Source organism: Ottowia caeni (genome assembly GCF_050821495.1).
GTDB classification, from domain to species: Bacteria; Pseudomonadota; Gammaproteobacteria; order Burkholderiales; family Burkholderiaceae_C; genus Ottowia; species Ottowia caeni.
In genome coordinates this window covers 3,818,372-3,838,099 of sequence record NZ_CP151080.1, presented here as the reverse complement: position 1 = coordinate 3,838,099, position 19,728 = coordinate 3,818,372, and the positions used below count along the sequence as shown (strand labels likewise).

Below are 19,728 nucleotides of genomic sequence, written 5' to 3'. Positions count from 1 at the left end.
CAGACGTTGCGGCCGCGCGTCTTGCGAAAGCAACAGCCTGAATCGTGAGCACGCTCCAGGCAATCAACCACTCAACCCGGAATGGTTTTGCAGAAGCCGTCCTTGTCGGCCGGCGCCGAGTTGGGATACGTGTTGGGCAGAATCTGTACTGGCGTGGTGACCACGAATCCGTCGGAAAACCTGGCCTCAACAAAGCTTGAACTCCAGCCTGCGGCTGGTCTTGGATTGGTTACGGTCAACGTTTGCTGGGCTGGCAACGCAGTAGGGATGTACCGTATTCCGCATGCGTGCCGGAAATCACGCGCTTCGGGGTTCACAGCGACCCATCTGGTGACTTCAACGGGCTCCTCAGAGAAGCGAACCGTGAGCATGTCGGAGTCCTTTTCCTCAGCATTCTCCAATTTTCTGTCAATCTGAATCTCGGCTGTTGGCAGCGGCAACTCTTTGCTTATGCGATTGAGCATTGTGACCAATGAGTCAGCCACGGCCTTTCTGATGCCTGCGTGATCACTGTTTGGGGTCGTGCGGAAGGTTTTGATTCCTGGTAAATCGGAATAGTAGAAATTGGAATTATCCGGAGGGAAAAAGTCATCTCCACTTGCATTGACAATGTATTTCGGGATGCTCAGGCGCGATCGATAATGTGCGTCTTTATACTGCAATGGATCCACAAGCTCATAAAGCGGCTTGGCCTCCTCTGAGTTGATAAGATTCGTGAACCCCTGGGAACGGTAGTCATGAAACGCGAGCGGCCAGTTTCCCCCAAAAGATTTTTTGGTGTGCTCCATTACATCATTCATCGCGAGAATGTCAATGACGAATGGGGCTATGGCTTCTACCCTGTTATCTGCAATGGCTGTAAGCCAAGTGGCCCATCCACGCTTGGATGTGCCTGCGACAACGAACTTTTTAATGCCAAAAGCCTGAAGCTCTTTCTCGGCAAGATCCATTGCTTTCACAATGGAGCCGACCATGGGGACATGCAAGGAGGAAAAAGGCTTTTCCTTTGGTGACTGCATGAACAGTCGCCAGCTATGTGCAACGCTGGAGTCTTCGCGGCGCGGGACGCCATCGTCTGTATAGGTCAGATACTGCGTTGGTACGTTATCAATCGAAATCACAATCATGCCTGTGCGCTTGGCGATCTGAAGCATGTTGGTTTCGTCGAAGTCAGTGGCCGGTCTGACATCTACGTCTCGGCTGGGAATACTGATGCCGTTGTTTACGATCAGAAGCGCGCGCCCCGATGTTGCTCCTTCTGGAATGAATATATTGATTGAATGTTTCCAGGGCGTTGGCTCAAGATCCGGATTTTCGGACCAGTCCTGTGAAACAAGCTCGAAGTTCCTGTTAATCACCCCTAGAAATGATTCTGCAGGTAACTCGTTGTAAGTGCTTGGCGTGTTCCGCAATGCGCTTGTGTAGCATGAAAGAACTTCACTGTATTGTTCATTTCGGTCCCGGAAGCAATCCCAGGCTGATTTTGGTGGCTCAGTTTCGATGCTGCCACATGCTGTCACGAGGAGTGAGAGTGCGAGAGGGTAAAAGGCTTTTGAGGTTCGGATCATAAAAAAATGGAAGGGTTCATCCTTAAGGGGCGTGTTCATGACTCGTGACGACGCGCGATCCCGATGTCAGTGCGCATCGCTGGCATCGGTCCGCGCTTATTGCCACGAGCTTTGAAAAGCTCATTGACGATCGCCTGGATCCCTGGCCTCAGGAGGTGCTTCCGGTCCGGGTTTTGAGCATGTTTCACAGTTTCAAAATAAAACTAAGGTGCTAATTATAAATTGCCTGGCGATGATCAATCCGATCGAAACCGGCTGGCCACACCATGTAGTAACGTGTGCCCGCCTTTGAGTTCCAGGCAGGTGTTGAGGCGCGGTCTTTCCACCGCCGTGCAGACCTCGTTGAACAGCGTGGGCCTGCCTCAAGTAGTCATGCGTCCAGAGTGCATGTGTGTTGTGACCGTGAAAACCACTGAGGATGTTTTCAAAGTCGCAGTGCAGGTTGACGCTATCTGGAGCTGGTCAGCGAAGTGCCGGGGGACTCGCCCGTGATCGGTTCAGAAAGGCACAACACGTCGTCAATTGCCATCACATCAAGACTTCAGCGGGGCAGGTGCTGTGAGCTGTCGACGTCAAAGCACTTTCGTTGCTACAGCTTCGCCCACCCGAATGCCGTCGATGCCGGCCGACAAAATTCCACCTGCGTAGCCGGCACCCTCGCCGGCGGGGAAGAGACCGCGCACATTCAAGCTTTGCAGGTTTTCTCCACGGCGAATGCTGACTGGCGAGGATGTGCGCGTTTCCAAGCCGGTCATCACCGCGTCGGGCATGTCGTAGCCTTTGATCTTGCGGCCGAAGGCTGGCAGGGCCTCGCGCATGGCTGTCGTGGCCCATTCAGGCAGCACGGCGTGCAGATCCGTCCAGTGCACGCCGGGCTTATAGGAGGGTGCCACGTTGCCGGGGCCACTGCTGGCGCGCTGGGCCAGAAAGTCTCCCACGCGCTGTGCGGGCGCCATGTATTTGGCGCCGCCGAGCTGATAGGCGGCCGCTTCCAGAATGCGTTGCAGCACCAAGCCAGCCAGCGGATGTACCTGGCCCTCAGGCAGCTGTTCCACGCCAAATGATTCGCCGAGTGTGTCGACGAAGGCTGCCGCATCTCGAGGGAAGTCAGCGGGCTCAATGCTCACCACCATGCCGGCATTGGCGTTGCGCTCATTGCGGCTGTACTGGCTCATGCCGTTGGTCACTACCCGCCCAGGCTCGCTCGTGGCGGCCACCACGGTACCGCCCGGGCACATGCAGAAGCTGTACACAGCACGCCCATTGCTCGCATGGTGAACCAGCTTGTAATCGGCGGCGCCCAGCAGCGGGTGACCGGCATGGCGTCCCCAGCGCGCGCGATCAATCACGCCTTGCGGATGCTCAATGCGCACGCCAATGGAAAACGGCTTGGCTACCATGTCCACGCCATGGCGGTAAAGCATGGCGAAGGTGTCGCGCGAGCTATGCCCCAGCGCCAGCACCACGTGCCGGGCCGCCAGATCGTAGCTTTCCCCGTTGGCGAGGTTATGAACCTGAAGCCCGCGCAATGCCAGTGAACCGTCTTCCTGCTCCAGCCGCAGATCAGACACGCGCTGCTGAAACCGGATCTCCCCGCCCAGCGCCGTGATCTGCGCGCGCAGGTTCTCCACCACCTTTACCAGCTTGAAGGTTCCCACGTGCGGGTGCGCGACCCACATGATCTCGTCTGGCGCGCCAGCGTTCACGAACTCTTGCATGACCTTGCGCCCGAGGTGGCGTGGGTCACGCACCTGGCTGTAGAGCTTGCCGTCAGAGAAAAGGCCTGCGCCGCCTTCGCCGAACTGAACGTTGCTTTCGGGGTTGAGTTGGCTACGCCGCCAAAGGCCCCAGGTGTCCTGGGTGCGTTCTCGCACCGGCTTGCCGCGCTCGAGCACGATGGGTTTTAGCCCCATTTGAGCCAGCACCAGTGCGGCAAAAATGCCGCAGGGGCCGAATCCGATCACCACAGGTCGCTCGCCTTGCCAGTCGTCTGGCGCCACCACAGGCGGACGCCAGGTCATGTCGGGTGTGGCATGTACGTGCGGGTCTTTTTCGAAGCGGGACAGCAGCGCAGTTTCTTGCGCAGAATCGGCCAGCGCGACGTCGACGATATACACCGCCAGAAGCTCGGCCTTGCGCGCATCGAAGCTGCGCTTGAAGACCCTGAGCGTGGCGATCTCGGTTTCTGGAATCTGGAGCTTTTGCGCGGCCAGGGGGCGCAGGGCACCTTCGGGTGCATCGGCCTGCGAAAGAGGCAGGCGAAGTTCGGAAAGACGAATCATGAGCGTGCGGCTTGTAGCGATCAAGCAATGCGGGAATCTGTCCATGATAAATCCCGCAGTGCTTGTTCGCTCAGTTTTTCACGCGCAACGCTCCGTGCTGAACGCTCAGGCTGGCAGGTAGCCTTCCACCGATAGGTAGCGCTCGCCAGTGTCGTAGTTGAACCCCAGTACGCGTGAACCCTTCGGCAGCTCAGGCAGCTTCTGCGCAATGGCTGCCAGCGTGGCGCCGCTGCTGATGCCCACCAGAATACCTTCCTGGCTGGCGCTACGGCGGCCGTATTCCCGTGAAGCCTCGGCCTCGACCTGGATCACGCCATCAAGCAGGTTGGTGTCGAGGTTCTTCGGAATGAAGCCGGCGCCGATCCCTTGAATGGGGTGTGGTGCGGGCGCGCCGCCACTGATGACAGGCGATTGTGTTGGCTCCACAGCGAACACTTTGAGTTGAGGCCACTTGGCCTTTAGCACGCGGCTCACGCCTGTCAGGTGGCCTCCGGTGCCCACGCCCGTGATCAAGGCGTCCAGGCCGTCCGGGAAATCGGCCAAAATTTCTTGTGCGGTCGTGGCTGCATGCACTTCGACGTTGGCTGGGTTTTCGAATTGCTGGGGAATCCAGCCGTCTGGAGTCTGTGCCAGCAGTTCTTCGGCACGGGCAATGGCACCCTTCATGCCTTTTTCACGGGGCGTGAGGTCAAATGTGGCGCCGTAAGCCAGCATGAGCCGGCGACGTTCGATGCTCATGCTGTCAGGCATGACCAGAATCAGTTTGTAGCCCTTGACGGCGGCCACCATGGCCAGACCAACGCCGGTGTTGCCGCTGGTCGGCTCGATGATCGTGCCACCTGGCTTCAGTTTGCCGCTTTTTTCAGCATCTTCCACCATTGAAAGGGCAATCCGGTCTTTGACCGAGCCGCCGGGATTGGCGCGTTCGCATTTGATCCAGACTTGGGCGTCGGGGCCGAACAGGCGGTTGATCTTGACATGTGGCGTGCGGCCAATGGTTTCTAGGATGTTGTTGGCTTTCATGGACAGGGTCTCCTGGGGTTGAACCTAGATCCGAATTTAGGTTGAGTACAGATTCTGGCTCAATCTTTCGACAATTTGAGGCATATGGATATGCTTCCCAGAATGATGGCGCATAAACCAGGGATAATCTCCCGTGTGAAGTTCGCCAGACCGCCGCTGGTGCATGTCCCGAAAGGGCGCACTGGAGGAACGTCCGGACTGCAAAGGGCAGCGCAGGAGCTAACGGCTCTCCACCGTGAGGTGAGGATCAGAGCAACAGAGACGAGCCGATTAAGTTCGGGTGAAACGGGCAATCTCTGCGCGCAGCAACACCAAGTAGGCACACGTTGAGGCGGCCCGTCGAGTGTGCGGGTAGGTGGCACCGAGCCGGGTGGGCAACCCCCGGCCAAGATTAATGGCGGTCACATCGCGGGCAACCGCGGTGCACAGAATCCGGCTTATCGGCGAACTTCACACTTTATTTCTGCTCAGCCTCAGGACAAAGCTGCTTGGCCCGTTCAGCAGTCGCTGGGTGCGTACTGAGCCAGCCAAAGTCTCCGCTGGGTTTGCTGTCTTCTGCAGACGCCGAAGCAGAGCCTTCACCACCGGGGTCTCCTCCGGTCGCGGTTTGCTCGATCGACAGCATCAAGTCTGTCATGGGCTTGGTCGGCAGTCCGGCCTTGCGCATCATCGCCACGGCGTAGCAATCGGCCTCGGTTTCGTGGCTGCGCCGATACGCCAGACCGGTGAGCAGTGAGCTACTGAAAGAAATCACGCTCGATACATCGCCCAAAGCCAACCCCAGCCCCACATTGAGAACGCCTTGCTCTACCAACATGCGCGTGGTGTGGCGATGCTCCACATGGCCGATTTCATGCGCCAGCACCCCTAGCAGCGCGGTGTCTCCAGCTTTGCTGCGGGCGGCCTCTTCCACCATGGCGTCCGTCATGACAATGGTGCCGCCCGGCAACGCGAAGGCGTTGGCTGGCATGCCTGAGCGAAACTCCAGGGTGAGCGGGGGCGCGTAGCCCCGATAGGGTTGGAGATCCTTTTCTCCTGGTTCAACCAGCGCGGCCAGCTGGGCAAACCCGGCACGTAGCTCGGCTTGGCGCTCGGGCGCCAGCTTGCTGGGTTTCAAGAAGCTGGTGTCGATTTCCTCCATGGCGCGCTCGGTGAGCGCTTGCTCCCATGCCAGCGGCACATGGTGAGCGATCTCTGCAGCGGCCCAAGGTGTGCCCCAGCGATAGAAAGCCCAGATCCCGATGCCAGCGATCAGAAGCGCACCCAGTAGCACCCTCAACTGAGTCTGCATGCGCTCGGCCACCGATGCACGGCGGCCGGCAGATGTCAGCATCGATTGCCAGGCCTGCACATCATCGATCTGCAGGCTGCCATGCGGTCCCAGGTCCACGGTCACGCGCATGGGCACCCTCTTGGAGCTCCAGCGCTCAGGCCAGCCCACCTGACCATGTGTCAGTTCTAAAGACTGGCCGTCGTCCAGCGCATGCAGCCGCAGGCTGGGGCCAGCCGGCCCCGATATCAATTGAAGGGTAACTGGACGCGCCCGGGTGCTGCGGCCATCGAACCAGCGGGCTCGGAGCAGGGACTCAGGCGGCGGAGGTGAAACTGGAGGCTGCACGCTCTTTCGGGTCATCCGATCAAATCCAGGCCCAATGCATCAGCCGCAGCGTCGCCAAACGCGCCTTGCTGCTTTACAAGCTCGCCCGCCAACTGGTCCGTGCCGCCCTTGAGGTAAAGCATGACCGATTCAACCTTGGCGGCGTATTCACTGGCGACCGCAAAGGGCCGGTAAAAGCCCAGAGTTATCAGCGTGAGCAGCACGTTCTTGACGCGCAGCCAGATAAAAGGCCCTGTGCGCAGATCGGTCTTGAAACGCGCGATATGGCTCACGCCCACGTTGTTCCAGACCAGCTGGAAAATTCGCGCCTCACGATAGGCGCGCACCGGCAGGGAAACAAGAATGAGTGCCATGGTCATGCCCAGCAGCACAAAAATCATGAACAAGATCATTGAGCCAACGCCACTGCTTCGCGAAGGCTTGAAGAACGCCAGCGAACCGCCCGTCAGCAGGGTGAATACCAGTGCCGCTGCCAGGATCGAGAGCATGAAAAATACGATTGTTGCCAGCCATACGCGCACAAAATCCATGTACACCGGCTTCCAGCGGCCCATTTGGTTTCCAATGCGCGCTCGCAGCACCAGGATGCTGCGAAAGTTGTATTCAAGCCTTATGACGCACAGCAGCGAAAGCACCAGGCCGAGTATTCCAAGGCCCACGACCTGGGTGTTCAAGGAAGGCAGTTGAACTGGCGATTCGACCCCTGCCACGCTAGGGGGCGGGTGCGGTGAAACGGCGTTCATGGCGAAGAACACGATCACCCAGATGGCTGCAAACGCGAATACCGGCCAACTGGCTAAATAAACCTCTTTCCATGAAGCCGTGAAGGCCAGGCGCACACCCCGCCAGCGCGTGGCACTCAAGCGAAAGCGCATGGCGCTACCCCACAGGAAGGGGGCTAGTGCGGCAAATCCGAACAGCAACAGACTGGAAGCCAGTTCCTGCCCCGTTTCGGCGGCGATCTGATAGGCCAGATACAGCGCAGCCATCATCAGAAAGCCTACTACCATCTTGCGCTGCTGGACCGCAAATTCGAGCGGGCTGCCCGCCACATGGGTGTGGCTGTAGAAATACTGTGCTGTGCGCCGTCGGGCCCATGGCGTATAGATGCCCAGCGTCACAATGGACAGCAATACATTGACGATCCAGACGCGAAAATACTCGCCACCCGATCCGGTGAACTCGATCGGGTGTGCTTCAATGCTGCGTTGGGCTTCCGGCATGGGCGTAGTCGTGGTCGTGGTACGCACGTGAGCTTAGTTGTTCCCAGGCTGCATGGCCTGAATCCGCTCCACGTGCGCCAGCAATGAGCGCTTGGCTACTGGCCATATGCGGGGCGGCACATCGTCATATGCCAAGGCGACCCAGTCGTCCATCGTCCCGTCTGGTGCAGCTTGCATGGCCGCCAGCACCTTGGCTTCGCGTGCCAGGCGGTGCTGTTTCAGGTGCGCAATGGTCTCGCGGGCACGCCCCAGCACATAGCCATGTGCGGGCAGGATGAAGTTCACTTCATACTTGACGCAGGCTGCGTCCAGCTTGTCCAGCGAATCCAGGTAGGCGGTCATGTCGCCGTCTGGCGGGTCGATCACTGTGGTGCTGCCGTTGAGAATATGGTCGCCGGAGAACAGCAAGCCATCTTCTTCCAGCAGGAGGCAGAGGTGGTTGGCCGCATGGCCAGGCGTGTGAATCGCACGCAGCGTGTGGGTGACTTCTCCTTCGGGCGTGTTCGCTGTCAGCCGGAGGAATTGACCGTCTTCAATGTTTTGATCCGGTGTGAACTCGCTGGAGGCGCGTGCCGTGGGTTGTGAAGCCAGGCCCAGAATGGGCGGGCGGGTGGTGTCGCACAAAGCCTGAAGCGGCTTGGCTCCCGGGGAGTGATCAGGGTGCGAATGCGTACACACGATGAACTTGATGTTGCCGCCAGCGGCGCGCCAGATCCGTTCAATGTGCTCATGATCCGCAGGACCTGGGTCGATGGCGATGTAGCCCGTGCGTGGATCACCTACCAAATAGCTGTTGGTGCCCGGGCCCGTCATAAACCCGGAGTTTCCTGCGGTCATGCGCTGCACATTCTTGAGCAGCGGCACTGGCCGGTCAGACTGCCAGTCCAGGGGGTGCAGCATCTGGCCGTCGGGTGTCACCAGTTCGAGTTCGCCGAATGGCGTCTCGTGCTCCATGTAGCGCGCTTCCTTGCCCGCCAGCAGGCCGGCTCTTGGGCAGCTGGTCCACAAAGGCTTTTCCGCGGAGCAGGCGTTCAGAATGCTTTGAACATCGCTGTAGCCCTGCAGGCGCTCCAGGGTGCGGATGGTCGGGAAAATAATGAAAAACTGCCCCGCCGCATGGCGCTTCAGTGCATCCTTCGGGCTGACCCAGATGGGCTCGAACTGCTCGGTCTCATCGGCCACGGGCATCTGACCTTCAGGCATGCGGGCGACCAGAAAAGGCACATCGAAGCGACGAGGCAGGTCCCGGTCGGTGATCCAGTGTGCCAGCACGTAGACGTCAGCCGCGGCCAGGAGCAGGCCGCGCTCGGCGCATTGAGCGGCGAGCGGGGCCGCGCGGCTCAGGGCTGCCACGTCCTCGCCAGTGGCGGTAAATCCGTCGGACCGCATCGCCAGCAGAACGCCTAGTTCCTCGAAGCTCTCTCGGATGGCGGCAATGGCTTGTGTCAGATGTTCGTCGCTTTGTGTCGGCCTGCGAGTCGCCTGCGCATGGGAGGCTGCATCGGCCTGGTCAATGCCGCCGCCGGGAAACACATAGGCCCCTGGTGCGAAACTGGCCGTGAGTGAACGGCGTGTCATCAGTACTTCGACACCCTGAGGGCCATCGCGCAGCAAAAGAACAGTGGCGGCTGGCCGAAGAGCGGCGGGCTCGCGCTGAGGGTGAAGGAGTTGATTGGAACGGGGCATGGGGTGCATTATGTCGTCATGGCGCGCGCCCAACTGTCGGATCCAACATCAAACCCGAGGAATCGAAAACAATCGGAAAGAAGCGAAAGAAGCTGCGAAAGAAACGGGGTCAGATCATAATTAAATGATGGCCCGCCTACCTCGACTCACCATTGCCGCTTACCCTCATCACATCATCTTGCGGGGCAATAACCGCCAGCCGATTTTTCGAGATGCAGACGACTATCAGCGCATGCTGCGGTATTTGCGCGATTTTTCCATAGAGAACAAGGTGGCTGTGCATGCGTATGTGCTGATGACCAATCATCTGCATCTGCTTCTCACGCCAGAGACGAATGAGGGTGTGCCGCGCATGATGCAGGCGCTTGGGAGGCGCTATGTGCGCTATTTCAATGATCGGCACGCGCGCACGGGTACCTTGTGGGAGGGCCGCTACCGATCCAGCCTGATTGACGCTGAGCGCTATCTGCTGGCATGCATGGTCTACATCGACCTCAATCCCGTGCGTGCAGGCTTGGTGGCGGAGCCCGGGGACTATGCCTGGTCCAGTTATGGCCATTACGCTGGCCTGCGAACTGATCCGCTGGTGACGCCGCACCCGTTGTTCTGGCAAATGGGCAACACGCCCTTCGCGCGCGAGGCCGCTTACGCGCAATTGGTCAATGCCGGTCAAACCCTGGAGCAGCGAGACAAGTTGACGCGCGCCGCGCACAGCGGCATGGCTTTGGGCGAAGGGCAGTTTATCGCCGATTTGCAACGGCGCACGCCTAGAAGAGTGACGCCTGGTAGGGTGGGTCGACCGCGAGGAGCCAAGGTCATGGACGAAAAGACGCCCTCATCCGGCTCGATTTGATCGACCTTTTCAGGGGAGGAAATCGACGCATTTGATGCATCGCACGAGGTTGTTTGCTCTCAAATTTAATGTGTCCCCAATTAATATTTTTTCTAGAATCTATAAAAATAATTATGATCTGACCCCAATTTATTTTTCTTGGAAGATGGCTCATTGCGCACTATCCTTGGCTCCTTTCCTGAAGATTGAAGACGGAGCCCTACGATGACCACGCCTGCCGAGCAAACGCAACTGCGAGAAAACGGCCTTTATGACCCGGCGAACGAGCACGATGCCTGCGGTGTCGGCTTTGTGGCCCATATCAAGGGCGAGAAGAGCCATGCCATCGTCACTCAGGCGCTGAAGATTCTCGAAAACCTCGATCACCGCGGTGCGGTGGGTGCGGACGCTCTCATGGGTGACGGCGCCGGCATACTGATTCAGATGCCTGATGCCCTCTACCGTGAAGAGATGGCCAAACAGGGCGTCACCCTTCCGCCCCCAGGTGAGTATGGGGTGGGCATGATTTTCCTGCCTAAGGAAAACGCCTCGCGACTGGCGTGCGAGGAGGAGCTTGAGCGGGCCATTCGTCTTGAAGGTCAGGTGCTGCTGGGTTGGCGCGATGTGCCGGTCAACCGCGACATGCCCATGTCGCCCACGGTGCGTGAGAAAGAGCCAGTCATCCGCCAAGTCTTCATCGGCCGTGGCGCAGATGTCATTGTGCAAGATGCGCTAGAGCGCAAGCTTTACGTGATCCGCAAGACCGCCAGCGCCCACATACAGGCGCTCGGCTTGCGCTACAGCAAAGAGTATTACGTGCCCAGCATGAGCAGCCGCACCGTGATCTACAAGGGGTTGTTGCTGGCCGATCAAGTAGGTACCTACTTCCAGGATTTGATTGACGAACGTTGCGTGTCGGCCCTTGGTCTGGTGCACCAGCGCTTCTCTACCAACACCTTCCCCGAGTGGCCGCTGGCACACCCCTACCGCTACGTGGCGCACAACGGTGAGATCAATACCGTCAAGGGCAACTTCAACTGGATGCGCGCACGCGAAGGCGTGATGAGTTCGCCCGTGCTTCAGGCTGATCTGCAAAAGCTATATCCCATCAGCTTCGCACACCAGTCCGACACCGCTACGTTCGACAACTGCCTGGAACTGCTGACCATGGCCGGCTACCCGCTGGCGCAGGCTGTGATGATGATGATCCCGGAGCCTTGGGAGCAGCACACCACCATGGATGAGCGTCGCCGCGCGTTCTATGAGTACCACGCCAGCATGATGGAGCCCTGGGACGGCCCGGCGTCTATCGTGTTCACTGACGGCCGCCAGATTGGCGCGACACTCGACCGCAATGGCCTGCGCCCAAGCCGCTACTGCATTACCGACGACGATTTTGTCATCATGGGTTCCGAATCTGGCGTGCTGCCGGTGCCCGATCACAAAATCGTTCGCAAGTGGCGTCTGCAGCCTGGAAAAATGTTCCTGATCGACCTGGATCAAGGCCGCATGATCGACGACGAGGAGGTCAAGGCCAGCCTTGCCAACGCCAAACCCTACAAGCGCTGGATCGAAGACCTGCGCATCCGCCTGGACGACGTAGCCATACCCGTTGCGGGGATGGATGCCAACGAGCTGCCGGTCAGCGAGACCGAACCGCAGTCCTCCGGCGTGGAGGCCACTTCTCCCGATCTGCTCGATCGACAGCAGGCCTTTGGCTACACCCAGGAAGACATCAAGTTCCTGATGAGCCCTATGGCTTCCTTCGGGGAAGAAGCCATTGGTTCCATGGGCAACGACAGCCCGCTGGCCGTGCTGTCCGACCGCAACAAGCCGCTCTTCAGCTACTTCAAGCAGCTTTTTGCGCAGGTGACCAACCCGCCGATCGATCCGATCCGCGAGGCCATCGTCATGAGCCTGGTGAGCTTTATTGGGCCCAAGCCCAACTTGCTGGACATCAACCAGGTGAACCCACCGATGCGGCTGGAAGTGAGCCAGCCTGTGCTTGACTCCTACGACATGTTCAAGCTGCGCGAAATCAAGCACCACACACAGGGCAAATTTGCCAGCAGCGTGCTCGACATCACCTATCCGCTAGCCTGGGGTCCAGAGGGCGTGGAGGCACGGCTGGCTTCGCTGTGCGCGCAGGCGGTGGATGCCATCAAAGGCGGAGTCAACATTCTTATCATCAGTGACAAGACTGTGGCACGCGATCGCGTGGCCATTCCGGCGCTATTGTCGTTGTCCAGCATCCACCAGCACCTGATCCGTGAAGGTTTGCGCACCAGCGTGGGGCTGGTGGTGGAAACCGGCAGTGCCCGCGAAGTGCATCATTTTGCGGTGCTCGCAGGGTACGGTGCAGAAGCTGTTCATCCTTGGCTGGCCATGGAGACCATCGCCAATATCCACAAGGATCTGCCGGGCGATCTGAGTGCCGAGAAGGCGATTGCCAACTACATCAAGGCGGTCGGCAAAGGACTCTCCAAGGTCATGTCAAAAATGGGCGTGTCCACATACATGAGCTATTGTGGGGCGCAGTTGTTCGAGGCCATTGGCATCAATTCGGATACCGTCGAGAAGTATTTCACCGGCACCCCCAGCCGCGTGGGTGGCCTCGGTGTGTTTGAAATCGCCGAAGAAGCTGTGCGCCGACACCAGGCGGCCTATGGTGCAGATCCGGTGCTTGCCAACATGCTTGACCCAGGTGGTGAATACGCCTGGCGCACACGTGGCGAAGGTCACATGTGGTCGCCAGACGCCATTGCCAAGTTGCAGCACAGCACGCGCGCCAACAGCTGGAGCACCTACAAAGAGTACGCGCAGCTCATTAACGACCAGAGCAAGCGTCTGATGACGCTGCGCGGCCTGTTCGAGTTCAAGTTGGATCCTGCCAAGGCGATTCCTCTGGACGAGGTTGAGCCGGCCAAAGAAATTGTCAAGCGCTTCGCCACCGGCGCGATGTCGCTCGGCTCGATTTCCTCCGAGGCGCACGCCACGCTCGCGGTGGCCATGAACCGCATCGGCGGCAAGAGCAACACAGGCGAGGGCGGTGAAGATTCCAAGCGTTACCGCAACGAACTCAAGGGCATCCCGATCAAGCAAGGGCAGACCATGTCCGAGCTGTTGGGTAAAGATGTGTTCGAGGTCGATTACGAGTTGAGCGATGGCGACTCCATGCGCTCGCGCATCAAGCAGGTGGCCTCCGGCCGGTTCGGCGTCACCGCTGAATACCTGGCTAGCGCCGACCAGATCCAGATCAAGATGGCGCAGGGCGCGAAGCCCGGCGAAGGTGGCCAGCTGCCGGGCGGCAAGGTGAGCGACTACATTGGCAAGCTGCGCCACAGCGTACCGGGTGTGGGTCTGATCAGCCCGCCACCGCACCACGACATCTACTCCATTGAAGATCTGGCTCAGCTGATCCACGATTTGAAAAACGTGGCACCGCACAGCGACATAAGCGTCAAGCTGGTCAGCGAAGTGGGTGTGGGCACCATTGCGGCCGGCGTAGCCAAATGCAAGAGCGACCACGTCGTGATTGCGGGGCACGATGGTGGCACGGGCGCGTCGCCCTGGTCGAGCATTAAGCACGCCGGCAGCCCCTGGGAAATCGGCTTGGCTGAAACCCAGCAGACCCTCGTGCTCAACCGCCTGCGCGGTCGCATTCGCGTGCAGGCCGACGGCCAGATGAAGACAGGTCGCGACGTCGTCATTGGTGCCTTGCTGGGCGCCGATGAGTTTGGCTTTGCCACCGCACCGTTGGTGGTCGAAGGCTGCATCATGATGCGCAAGTGCCACCTGAACACCTGCCCGGTGGGCGTGGCCACGCAGGACCCGGTGCTGCGTCGCAAGTTCAGCGGCAAGCCAGAGCACGTGGTCAACTTCTTCTTCTTCATTGCCGAGGAAGTGCGACAGATCATGGCACAGCTGGGCATCCGCAAGTTCGACGACCTGATTGGCCGCAGCGACCTGCTCGACATGAAGCAAGGCATTGAGCAATGGAAAGCCAAAGGCCTCGATTTCAGTCGCCTGCTGGCTCGGCCGCAAGTGCCGGATGACGTGCCGCGTTACCACGTAGACAAGCAAGACCACGGCCTTGCCAAGTCGCTGGACAATCGCCTGATCGAGAAGTCGCGCCCTGCCATCGACAAGGGTGAGAGCGTGAAGATCATGGATGTCGCGCGCAACGTCAACCGCTCAGTTGGTGCGATGCTCTCCGGCGCCGTGACCAAGGTGCACCCCGAAGGCTTGCCTGACAACACCATCCACATTCAGCTGGAAGGCACGGGAGGCCAGAGTTTCGGTGCCTTCCTGTGCAAGGGCATCACGCTCTATCTGATCGGCGACTCCAACGACTACACGGGCAAGGGGCTTTCCGGCGGCCGCGTGGTGGTGCGGCCCAGCCTGGATTTTCGCGGGCAGGCATGGCAAAACATCATCGTGGGCAACACGGTGATGTACGGCGCCACCAGCGGAGAGTCTTTCTTCAGCGGTGTGGCTGGCGAGCGTTTTGCGGTGCGTCTGTCGGGCGCCACGACGGTCGTCGAGGGTACGGGCGATCACGGCTGCGAGTACATGACGGGTGGCACCGTGGCGGTTCTCGGCAAGACTGGGCGCAACTTCGCCGCCGGCATGTCCGGAGGCGTGGCCTATGTTTATGACGAAGACGGGCAGTTCGCCAAGCGCTGCAACACGGCCATGGTCAGCCTGGAGAAGGTGTTGCCAGCAGCAGAGCAGCGTGCGGGCACCGATCGGGCCATCTGGCACCGCGGCCAGACCGATGAGGAGCAGTTGAAAGCACTCCTGGCCGACCACAACCGCTGGACTGGAAGCCGCCGCGCGCGTGAGTTGCTCGATAACTGGGAGGAAGCCAGGGCCAAGTTCGTCAAGGTCTTCCCCAATGAGTACAAGCGCGCATTGGGCGAGATCCACGCCAGGCAGCAGGCGGCCGTCAGTGCCGGGCAGGCACCAGTTGCGGCAGACAAAGTGACCGCATCAGCCAACTGAATCGAAGCAAACCACGTACCTGTAGGAGCGGCTTCAGCCGCGATGGCCGGACCTCCGACTCAATCCGCTCCTGCAAAAGGCTTGCTGTGCCAGCGCTAGTTGGCGCAGCCGACCACACGAAACAAGAAAGCACATCATGGGAAAAGTCACCGGCTTCATGGAGTTCGAGCGCATCGAGGAGGGCTACGCCCCGGTGGTCGAGCGCGTCAAGCACTACAAAGAATTCGTCATCGGCCTGGATAACGAGCAGGCCAAGCGTCAGGGTGCGCGCTGCATGGACTGCGGCACGCCGTTTTGCAACAACGGTTGCCCCGTCAACAACATCATTCCGGACTTCAACGATCTGGTCTACCGCAGCGACTGGAAGAGTGCCTTCCTGGTGCTCGATTCGACCAATAACTTTCCGGAGTTCACCGGCCGCATCTGTCCTGCGCCGTGCGAGGCCGCCTGCGTGCTCAACATCAACGACGACCCAGTGGGCATCAAGTCCATCGAGCACGCCATCATCGACCGAGCATGGGCCGAGGGTTGGGTGCTTCCACGCCCCGCGAAGGTCAAGACTGGCAAGCGCGTGGCCGTGGTCGGTGCCGGCCCGGCCGGCATGGCGGCAGCGCAGCAATTGGTGCGTGCTGGCCATGATGTGACTTTGTTCGAAAAGAACGACCGTGTCGGTGGTTTGCTTCGTTACGGCATTCCTGACTTCAAGCTGGAAAAGTCGCACATTGACCGCCGCGTGGAGCAGATGCAGGCAGAAGGCGTCACCATTCGCACTGGTGTCATGGTGGGTGCCGTGCCTGAAGACAGCAAGATCACCAACTGGGCGCAAGAGACCATCAGTCCTGCGCAGTTGCAGGCGTCGTTTGATGCGGTGCTGCTTACCGGTGGCTCGGAAGTATCGCGCGATCTGCCAGTGCCCGGGCGCGACCTGGCCGGCGTACACTTTGCCATGGAGTTCTTGCCCCAGCAGAACAAGATCAACGCTGGCGACAAACTCAAGGGTCAAATCCGCGCAGATGGCAAGCACGTTATTGTCATTGGTGGTGGTGATACGGGCAGCGACTGCGTAGGCACCAGCAACCGCCATGGCGCCAAGAGCGTGACCCAGTTCGAGGTCATGCCCATGCCCCCCGAGGAAGAAAACAAGCCGCTCGTGTGGCCGTATTGGCCGATCAAGCTGCGCACGAGTTCCAGCCATGAAGAGGGTGCGCAACGCGAGTTCGCCATTTCCACCAAGATGTTTGGTGGCGAAAAGGGCAAGGTCAAGAGCCTGACCACGGTCCAGGTCGAATTCAAGGACGGCAAGCTCACCGAGGTTCCAGGCACTGAAAAGCAATGGCCTGCCGATCTGGTCCTGCTTGCCATGGGCTTCACCAATCCGTTGACCACCATCCTGGAGGGCTTCGGCGTCGAGAAAGATGCGCGCGGCAATGCCAAGGCCACCACCGAACCCGACGGCGGCTACGCCACCAACGTGCCCAAGGTCTTCGCCGCAGGCGACATGCGTCGCGGCCAGTCCTTGGTCGTCTGGGCCATCCGTGAAGGCAGGCAGGCAGCGCGGGCCGTCGATGAATTCCTCATGGGCGTCAGCGATTTACCACGCTGAGAATAAGACGGCCGAGCGAAGCAAAGGCCCGAGTGTGTCTGCCTGCCCCTCTTGACGTGCCGAGGAACGGAGCGCGAGGGGAGGGCAAGGGCACTGCAAGATGCCCTTGCTTCGTGAACTGACTCACTGCGGTTGTTTGAACGTAGAGAACGCAGTGAACGAAGTGAGTTCCGGTGCGCCCGTGGTGGCGCTCATTCAGTACGGTGGAAGTCCGTACCGGGGTAAACCAGTTCCCCGTAGCCGAAGGCAACTGCGTCACCGCGAGGTGGGGTGGAGAGCAGCCGGAAGCGAACTGGCGGTCCGCAGGATGACGAACCCGTTTCGGCGGGGTAATGGTGGCGAGCCTGCCTGAACGTGGCGAAGTCTGAAACTCACTGCAAGCGCTGTGCTGGTGGCTAAAGCGACTTGTAGACCATCCCTGTGGTTGGGGGCGGAACGTCAGGAAGGAAGAGCGCAGGAAGCGGGGAGACCTGCGCGCCGTGGCGACGGAGCGCAGGAGTCAGAGCCTTCATGGTACCGAGGCGTGCAAACGCCACAAACCCGGGCAACACAAACCGGGAGCAGGGACGGGAGGCAGGAAGGTGAATGTGTGAAAGACAGATTGAGTGAAACACAAACAGAAGCCATAGTGCCGGAAACGGCTAGACCGGCTTCGTCGAACCCCGCCACTGCAGGCTGCGCGCCTGTGGGGGAGAGCCCAATGGGGAAATGGGTAGACCGCGAGATCTGGACGGATCGCATGTTGGCGGCGCTGGTAACGGCGTCAAGAGAAGGCAAGAGACTCAGGTGGCATAGCCTGATCGATAAGGTATGGCGGGAGCGCACGCTGCACAAGGCCTGGAAGCAGGTTCGAAGGCGTGGTGGTGCAGCTGGTATCGACGGAGTCAGCATTGCGCGATTTGAAGCCCAGGCCGAGCGGTATCTGAGCGAGCTGGCCGAGCAGCTTAAGACGGGTAGCTACCTTCCCGAGCCGGTACGCCGTGTGGAAATTCCGAAAGCTGATGGCTCACGCCGTCCGCTGGGAATTCCTGCGGTGAAGGATCGGGTGGTGCAGACGGCGCTCAAGAGCGTCATTGAACCTATCTTCGAGAGCGGTTTCGATGTCAGCAGCTACGGGTTCCGTCCGGGGCGAGGATGCAAGGACGCGCTGCGTGAAGTCAGCGCCCTGCTCAGGCAGGGAAACACCCACGTGGTGGATGTTGACTTTAAAAGCTTCTTTGACACCATTCCCCCTGACAAGCTTCTGGCGCGAGTGGCCGAACACATCAGCGACACCAAGGTGTTGGCACTGATCGACGGCTGGTTGCATCAGGACATCGTGAAGGAGCTGCAACGATGGACTCCCACAGGGGGAACCCCTCAGGGAGCAGTCATCAGTCCGCTGTTGGCCAATATCTACCTGAACCCGTTGGACGCGCTATTGCGCGAAAAGGGGTGGTCGATGGTCCGTTACGCAGATGACTTTGTGGTTCTGTGTCCGAGTGCGTCTGAAGCGCAGAAGGCACTGGCGGCAATCGAGCAGTGGGTCCACGACCACGGGTTGGAGCTGAACATGGACAAGACGACGATCGGCAACTGTCGAACGCGCCGAGGGGCTTTCGAGTTCCTTGGTTACCGGCTGACACAACGACGTCGGGAGGTCCGGCCCAAAAGCCTGGAAAAGCTCAAAGACGCGATTCGCGCGCGCACCATGCGCACGCGAAGTGGAACGCTGGCGATGATTATCGAGTCACTCAACCGAGTCTTGCGAGGCTGGTTCAACTACTTCAAGCACGCGAGCAAGGAGACGCTTGGCCGTCTCGATGCATTTGTGCGGCGACGCCTGCGGGCGGTGCTGCGCAGACGCACGAAAGGCCATGGTGCTGGTCAGTGCTGGGAGGATGGTTGGCGTTGGCCTCCTGCCTACTTTGCTCAACAGGGGTTGTTCGCCATGCATGCGGCCCGCGTTGCGGCAAGCCAATCCCGATGAGGAAACTACCAACTGGAGAGCCGTGTGCGGGAGAACCGCACGCACGGTTCGGAGGGAGGGGAGGCCGAAAGCCTTCCCTACCCCTATCAGTGCCTCTCCTCGCGTGAGTACCGCAGGTTGCCCGTAGCGAAGCGCAGGGACGCGGCAAGTGGGGTCCGCCTTTTTTGGTTCCTTTTTTGCGGCCGGCGATCCGGGCGGAGCAAAAAAGGAACTGCGCCGCCGGGCGCACATCCCGGCATACGACCTCAGTTCAATAGCAGACGGTCAAGTCCGCTAGCTACCCTCAGCGTCCTAAGGGCTGAAGTGACGTATCGCATACGCGTGAACTCATGGCGCCACCTGCAACCTGGCGGCAGTCACTCCATGACTTCATCGCCGTCCCCCCATCGCCCCAGGGTGCGACAAAATCTTAATCCGCAGCTTCTCCACCGCATGCCCTCGCGCCCGGAGCACCTCGATCAGCGAGGGCGCCATCTGGCGCAGCTTGGCTGCCGCTGCGCTGTTGGGCACCAGCAGGCACCAGCTGCCTTCCTCCAGCGGGCCTGCTTGCACGAGGCCTTGCAAAGGTCTGGGAATCAGGGGCTTGATCAGCGCCAGACGATTAGCGGATTCTGCCGCCAGACGGCTGAGATTAGAGAGGGTAGGGGCTCCCTCCACGGCCTGAAGCAGGGTAAAAGCGGTGTTTCGGCGAAGGTTATGCATGAACCCTCAAGTATGACCCTAGATCAGGATCTGGGGTCCCCGATCATACCGACTCGATGCACAGGTAAAATATTCAGTTACCCGCGCGAGCGAAGGGCGGCGGGGCTACAGCTTGGGCACCAGACCGGCGTCGGTTTGGTGTCGGGTGCGTGTTGCCGGCTTGAATTCAGGCCAGCCGCCCTCAGTTTCCGTATTCTTATTCAGACGTCCTAGGGGTT

General features: G+C 59.8%; 11 protein-coding genes and 1 other RNA gene. 5 read left to right on the top strand and 7 right to left on the bottom strand.

Translation table 11 applies throughout. The annotated features are described in order from the left end of the window. Positions 1–71: 71 nt before the first annotated feature. The 3 genes from AAAK34_RS18050 to cysK form a co-directional block, all read right to left on the bottom strand. On the bottom strand, positions 72–1,607 hold the full coding sequence (locus tag AAAK34_RS18050; RefSeq protein ID WP_231694833.1) for a PhoPQ-activated protein PqaA family protein: 1,536 nt from the start codon (positions 1,605–1,607) through the stop codon (positions 72–74). 533 nt (positions 1,608–2,140) lie between these two features. Beyond that, positions 2,141–3,850: an FAD-dependent protein gene (locus AAAK34_RS18045; protein WP_231694834.1), complete on the bottom strand. Its 1,710-nt coding sequence runs from the start codon at positions 3,848–3,850 to the stop codon at positions 2,141–2,143. Between the two features lie 105 nt (positions 3,851–3,955). Then, positions 3,956–4,873: a cysteine synthase A gene (gene cysK, locus AAAK34_RS18040; RefSeq protein WP_231694835.1), complete on the bottom strand. Its 918-nt coding sequence runs from the start codon at positions 4,871–4,873 to the stop codon at positions 3,956–3,958. Between the two features lie 137 nt (positions 4,874–5,010). Between cysK and rnpB the strand changes: the two genes are divergently transcribed. Next, positions 5,011–5,329: RNase P RNA component class A (gene rnpB / locus AAAK34_RS18035), an RNA gene on the top strand. A gap of 1 nt (position 5,330) precedes the next feature. Here rnpB and AAAK34_RS18030 read toward each other — a convergent pair. Genes AAAK34_RS18030 through AAAK34_RS18020 form a run of 3 tightly spaced genes read right to left on the bottom strand, consistent with a single transcriptional unit; the run spans position 5,331 to position 9,400 of the window. Then, on the bottom strand, positions 5,331–6,506 hold the full coding sequence (locus AAAK34_RS18030) for a M48 family metallopeptidase (protein WP_231694836.1): 1,176 nt from the start codon (positions 6,504–6,506) through the stop codon (positions 5,331–5,333). After that, on the bottom strand, positions 6,503–7,714 hold the full coding sequence (locus AAAK34_RS18025) for a YjgN family protein (protein ID WP_231694857.1): 1,212 nt from the start codon (positions 7,712–7,714) through the stop codon (positions 6,503–6,505). The genes AAAK34_RS18030 and AAAK34_RS18025 overlap by 4 nt, the downstream gene beginning before the upstream one ends. Before the next feature lie 33 nt (positions 7,715–7,747). Further along, positions 7,748–9,400 (bottom strand): MBL fold metallo-hydrolase, encoded by a 1,653-nt coding sequence (locus AAAK34_RS18020; protein WP_231694837.1) that lies wholly within the window; start codon positions 9,398–9,400, stop codon positions 7,748–7,750. A 127-nt stretch (positions 9,401–9,527) separates the two neighbouring features. Here AAAK34_RS18020 and AAAK34_RS18015 point away from each other — a divergent pair, with 127 nt between their 5' ends. From AAAK34_RS18015 to ltrA, 4 genes are all read left to right on the top strand, one after another. Beyond that, positions 9,528–10,253, top strand: coding sequence for an REP-associated tyrosine transposase (locus AAAK34_RS18015; protein WP_231694858.1), 726 nt, complete (start codon positions 9,528–9,530; stop codon positions 10,251–10,253). A gap of 204 nt (positions 10,254–10,457) precedes the next feature. After that, entirely contained in the window at positions 10,458–15,236 is a 4,779-nt protein-coding gene (locus tag AAAK34_RS18010; protein ID WP_231694838.1) for a glutamate synthase-related protein, read from the top strand. A gap of 136 nt (positions 15,237–15,372) precedes the next feature. Continuing rightward, on the top strand, positions 15,373–16,839 hold the full coding sequence (locus AAAK34_RS18005; protein ID WP_231694839.1) for a glutamate synthase subunit beta: 1,467 nt from the start codon (positions 15,373–15,375) through the stop codon (positions 16,837–16,839). Between the two features lie 700 nt (positions 16,840–17,539). After that, positions 17,540–18,808, top strand: coding sequence for a group II intron reverse transcriptase/maturase (gene ltrA, locus AAAK34_RS18000; protein WP_431777534.1), 1,269 nt, complete (start codon positions 17,540–17,542; stop codon positions 18,806–18,808). Positions 18,809–19,177: 369 nt separating this feature from the next. Here the strand turns inward: ltrA and AAAK34_RS17995 are convergent, their stop codons facing one another. Beyond that, positions 19,178–19,510 (bottom strand): DciA family protein, encoded by a 333-nt coding sequence (locus AAAK34_RS17995; RefSeq protein ID WP_231697048.1) that lies wholly within the window; start codon positions 19,508–19,510, stop codon positions 19,178–19,180. Positions 19,511–19,728: the final 218 nt, after the last annotated feature.

Excerpts from the sequence above, each read along its gene's own strand:
- AAAK34_RS18050 (WP_231694833.1), bottom strand. The coding sequence starts at position 1,607 with ATGAACACGCCCCTTAAGGATGAACCCTTCCATTTTTTTATGATCCGA.
- AAAK34_RS18045 (WP_231694834.1), bottom strand. The coding sequence starts at position 3,850 with ATGATTCGTCTTTCCGAACTTCGCCTGCCTCTTTCGCAGGCCGATGCA.
- cysK (WP_231694835.1), bottom strand. The coding sequence starts at position 4,873 with ATGAAAGCCAACAACATCCTAGAAACCATTGGCCGCACGCCACATGTC.
- AAAK34_RS18030 (WP_231694836.1), bottom strand. The coding sequence starts at position 6,506 with ATGACCCGAAAGAGCGTGCAGCCTCCAGTTTCACCTCCGCCGCCTGAG.
- AAAK34_RS18025 (WP_231694857.1), bottom strand. The coding sequence starts at position 7,714 with ATGCCGGAAGCCCAACGCAGCATTGAAGCACACCCGATCGAGTTCACC.
- AAAK34_RS18020 (WP_231694837.1), bottom strand. The coding sequence starts at position 9,400 with ATGCCCCGTTCCAATCAACTCCTTCACCCTCAGCGCGAGCCCGCCGCT.
- AAAK34_RS18015 (WP_231694858.1), top strand. The coding sequence starts at position 9,528 with ATGGCCCGCCTACCTCGACTCACCATTGCCGCTTACCCTCATCACATC.
- AAAK34_RS18010 (WP_231694838.1), top strand. The coding sequence starts at position 10,458 with ATGACCACGCCTGCCGAGCAAACGCAACTGCGAGAAAACGGCCTTTAT.
- AAAK34_RS18005 (WP_231694839.1), top strand. The coding sequence starts at position 15,373 with ATGGGAAAAGTCACCGGCTTCATGGAGTTCGAGCGCATCGAGGAGGGC.
- ltrA (WP_431777534.1), top strand. The coding sequence starts at position 17,540 with ATGGGGAAATGGGTAGACCGCGAGATCTGGACGGATCGCATGTTGGCG.
- AAAK34_RS17995 (WP_231697048.1), bottom strand. The coding sequence starts at position 19,510 with ATGCATAACCTTCGCCGAAACACCGCTTTTACCCTGCTTCAGGCCGTG.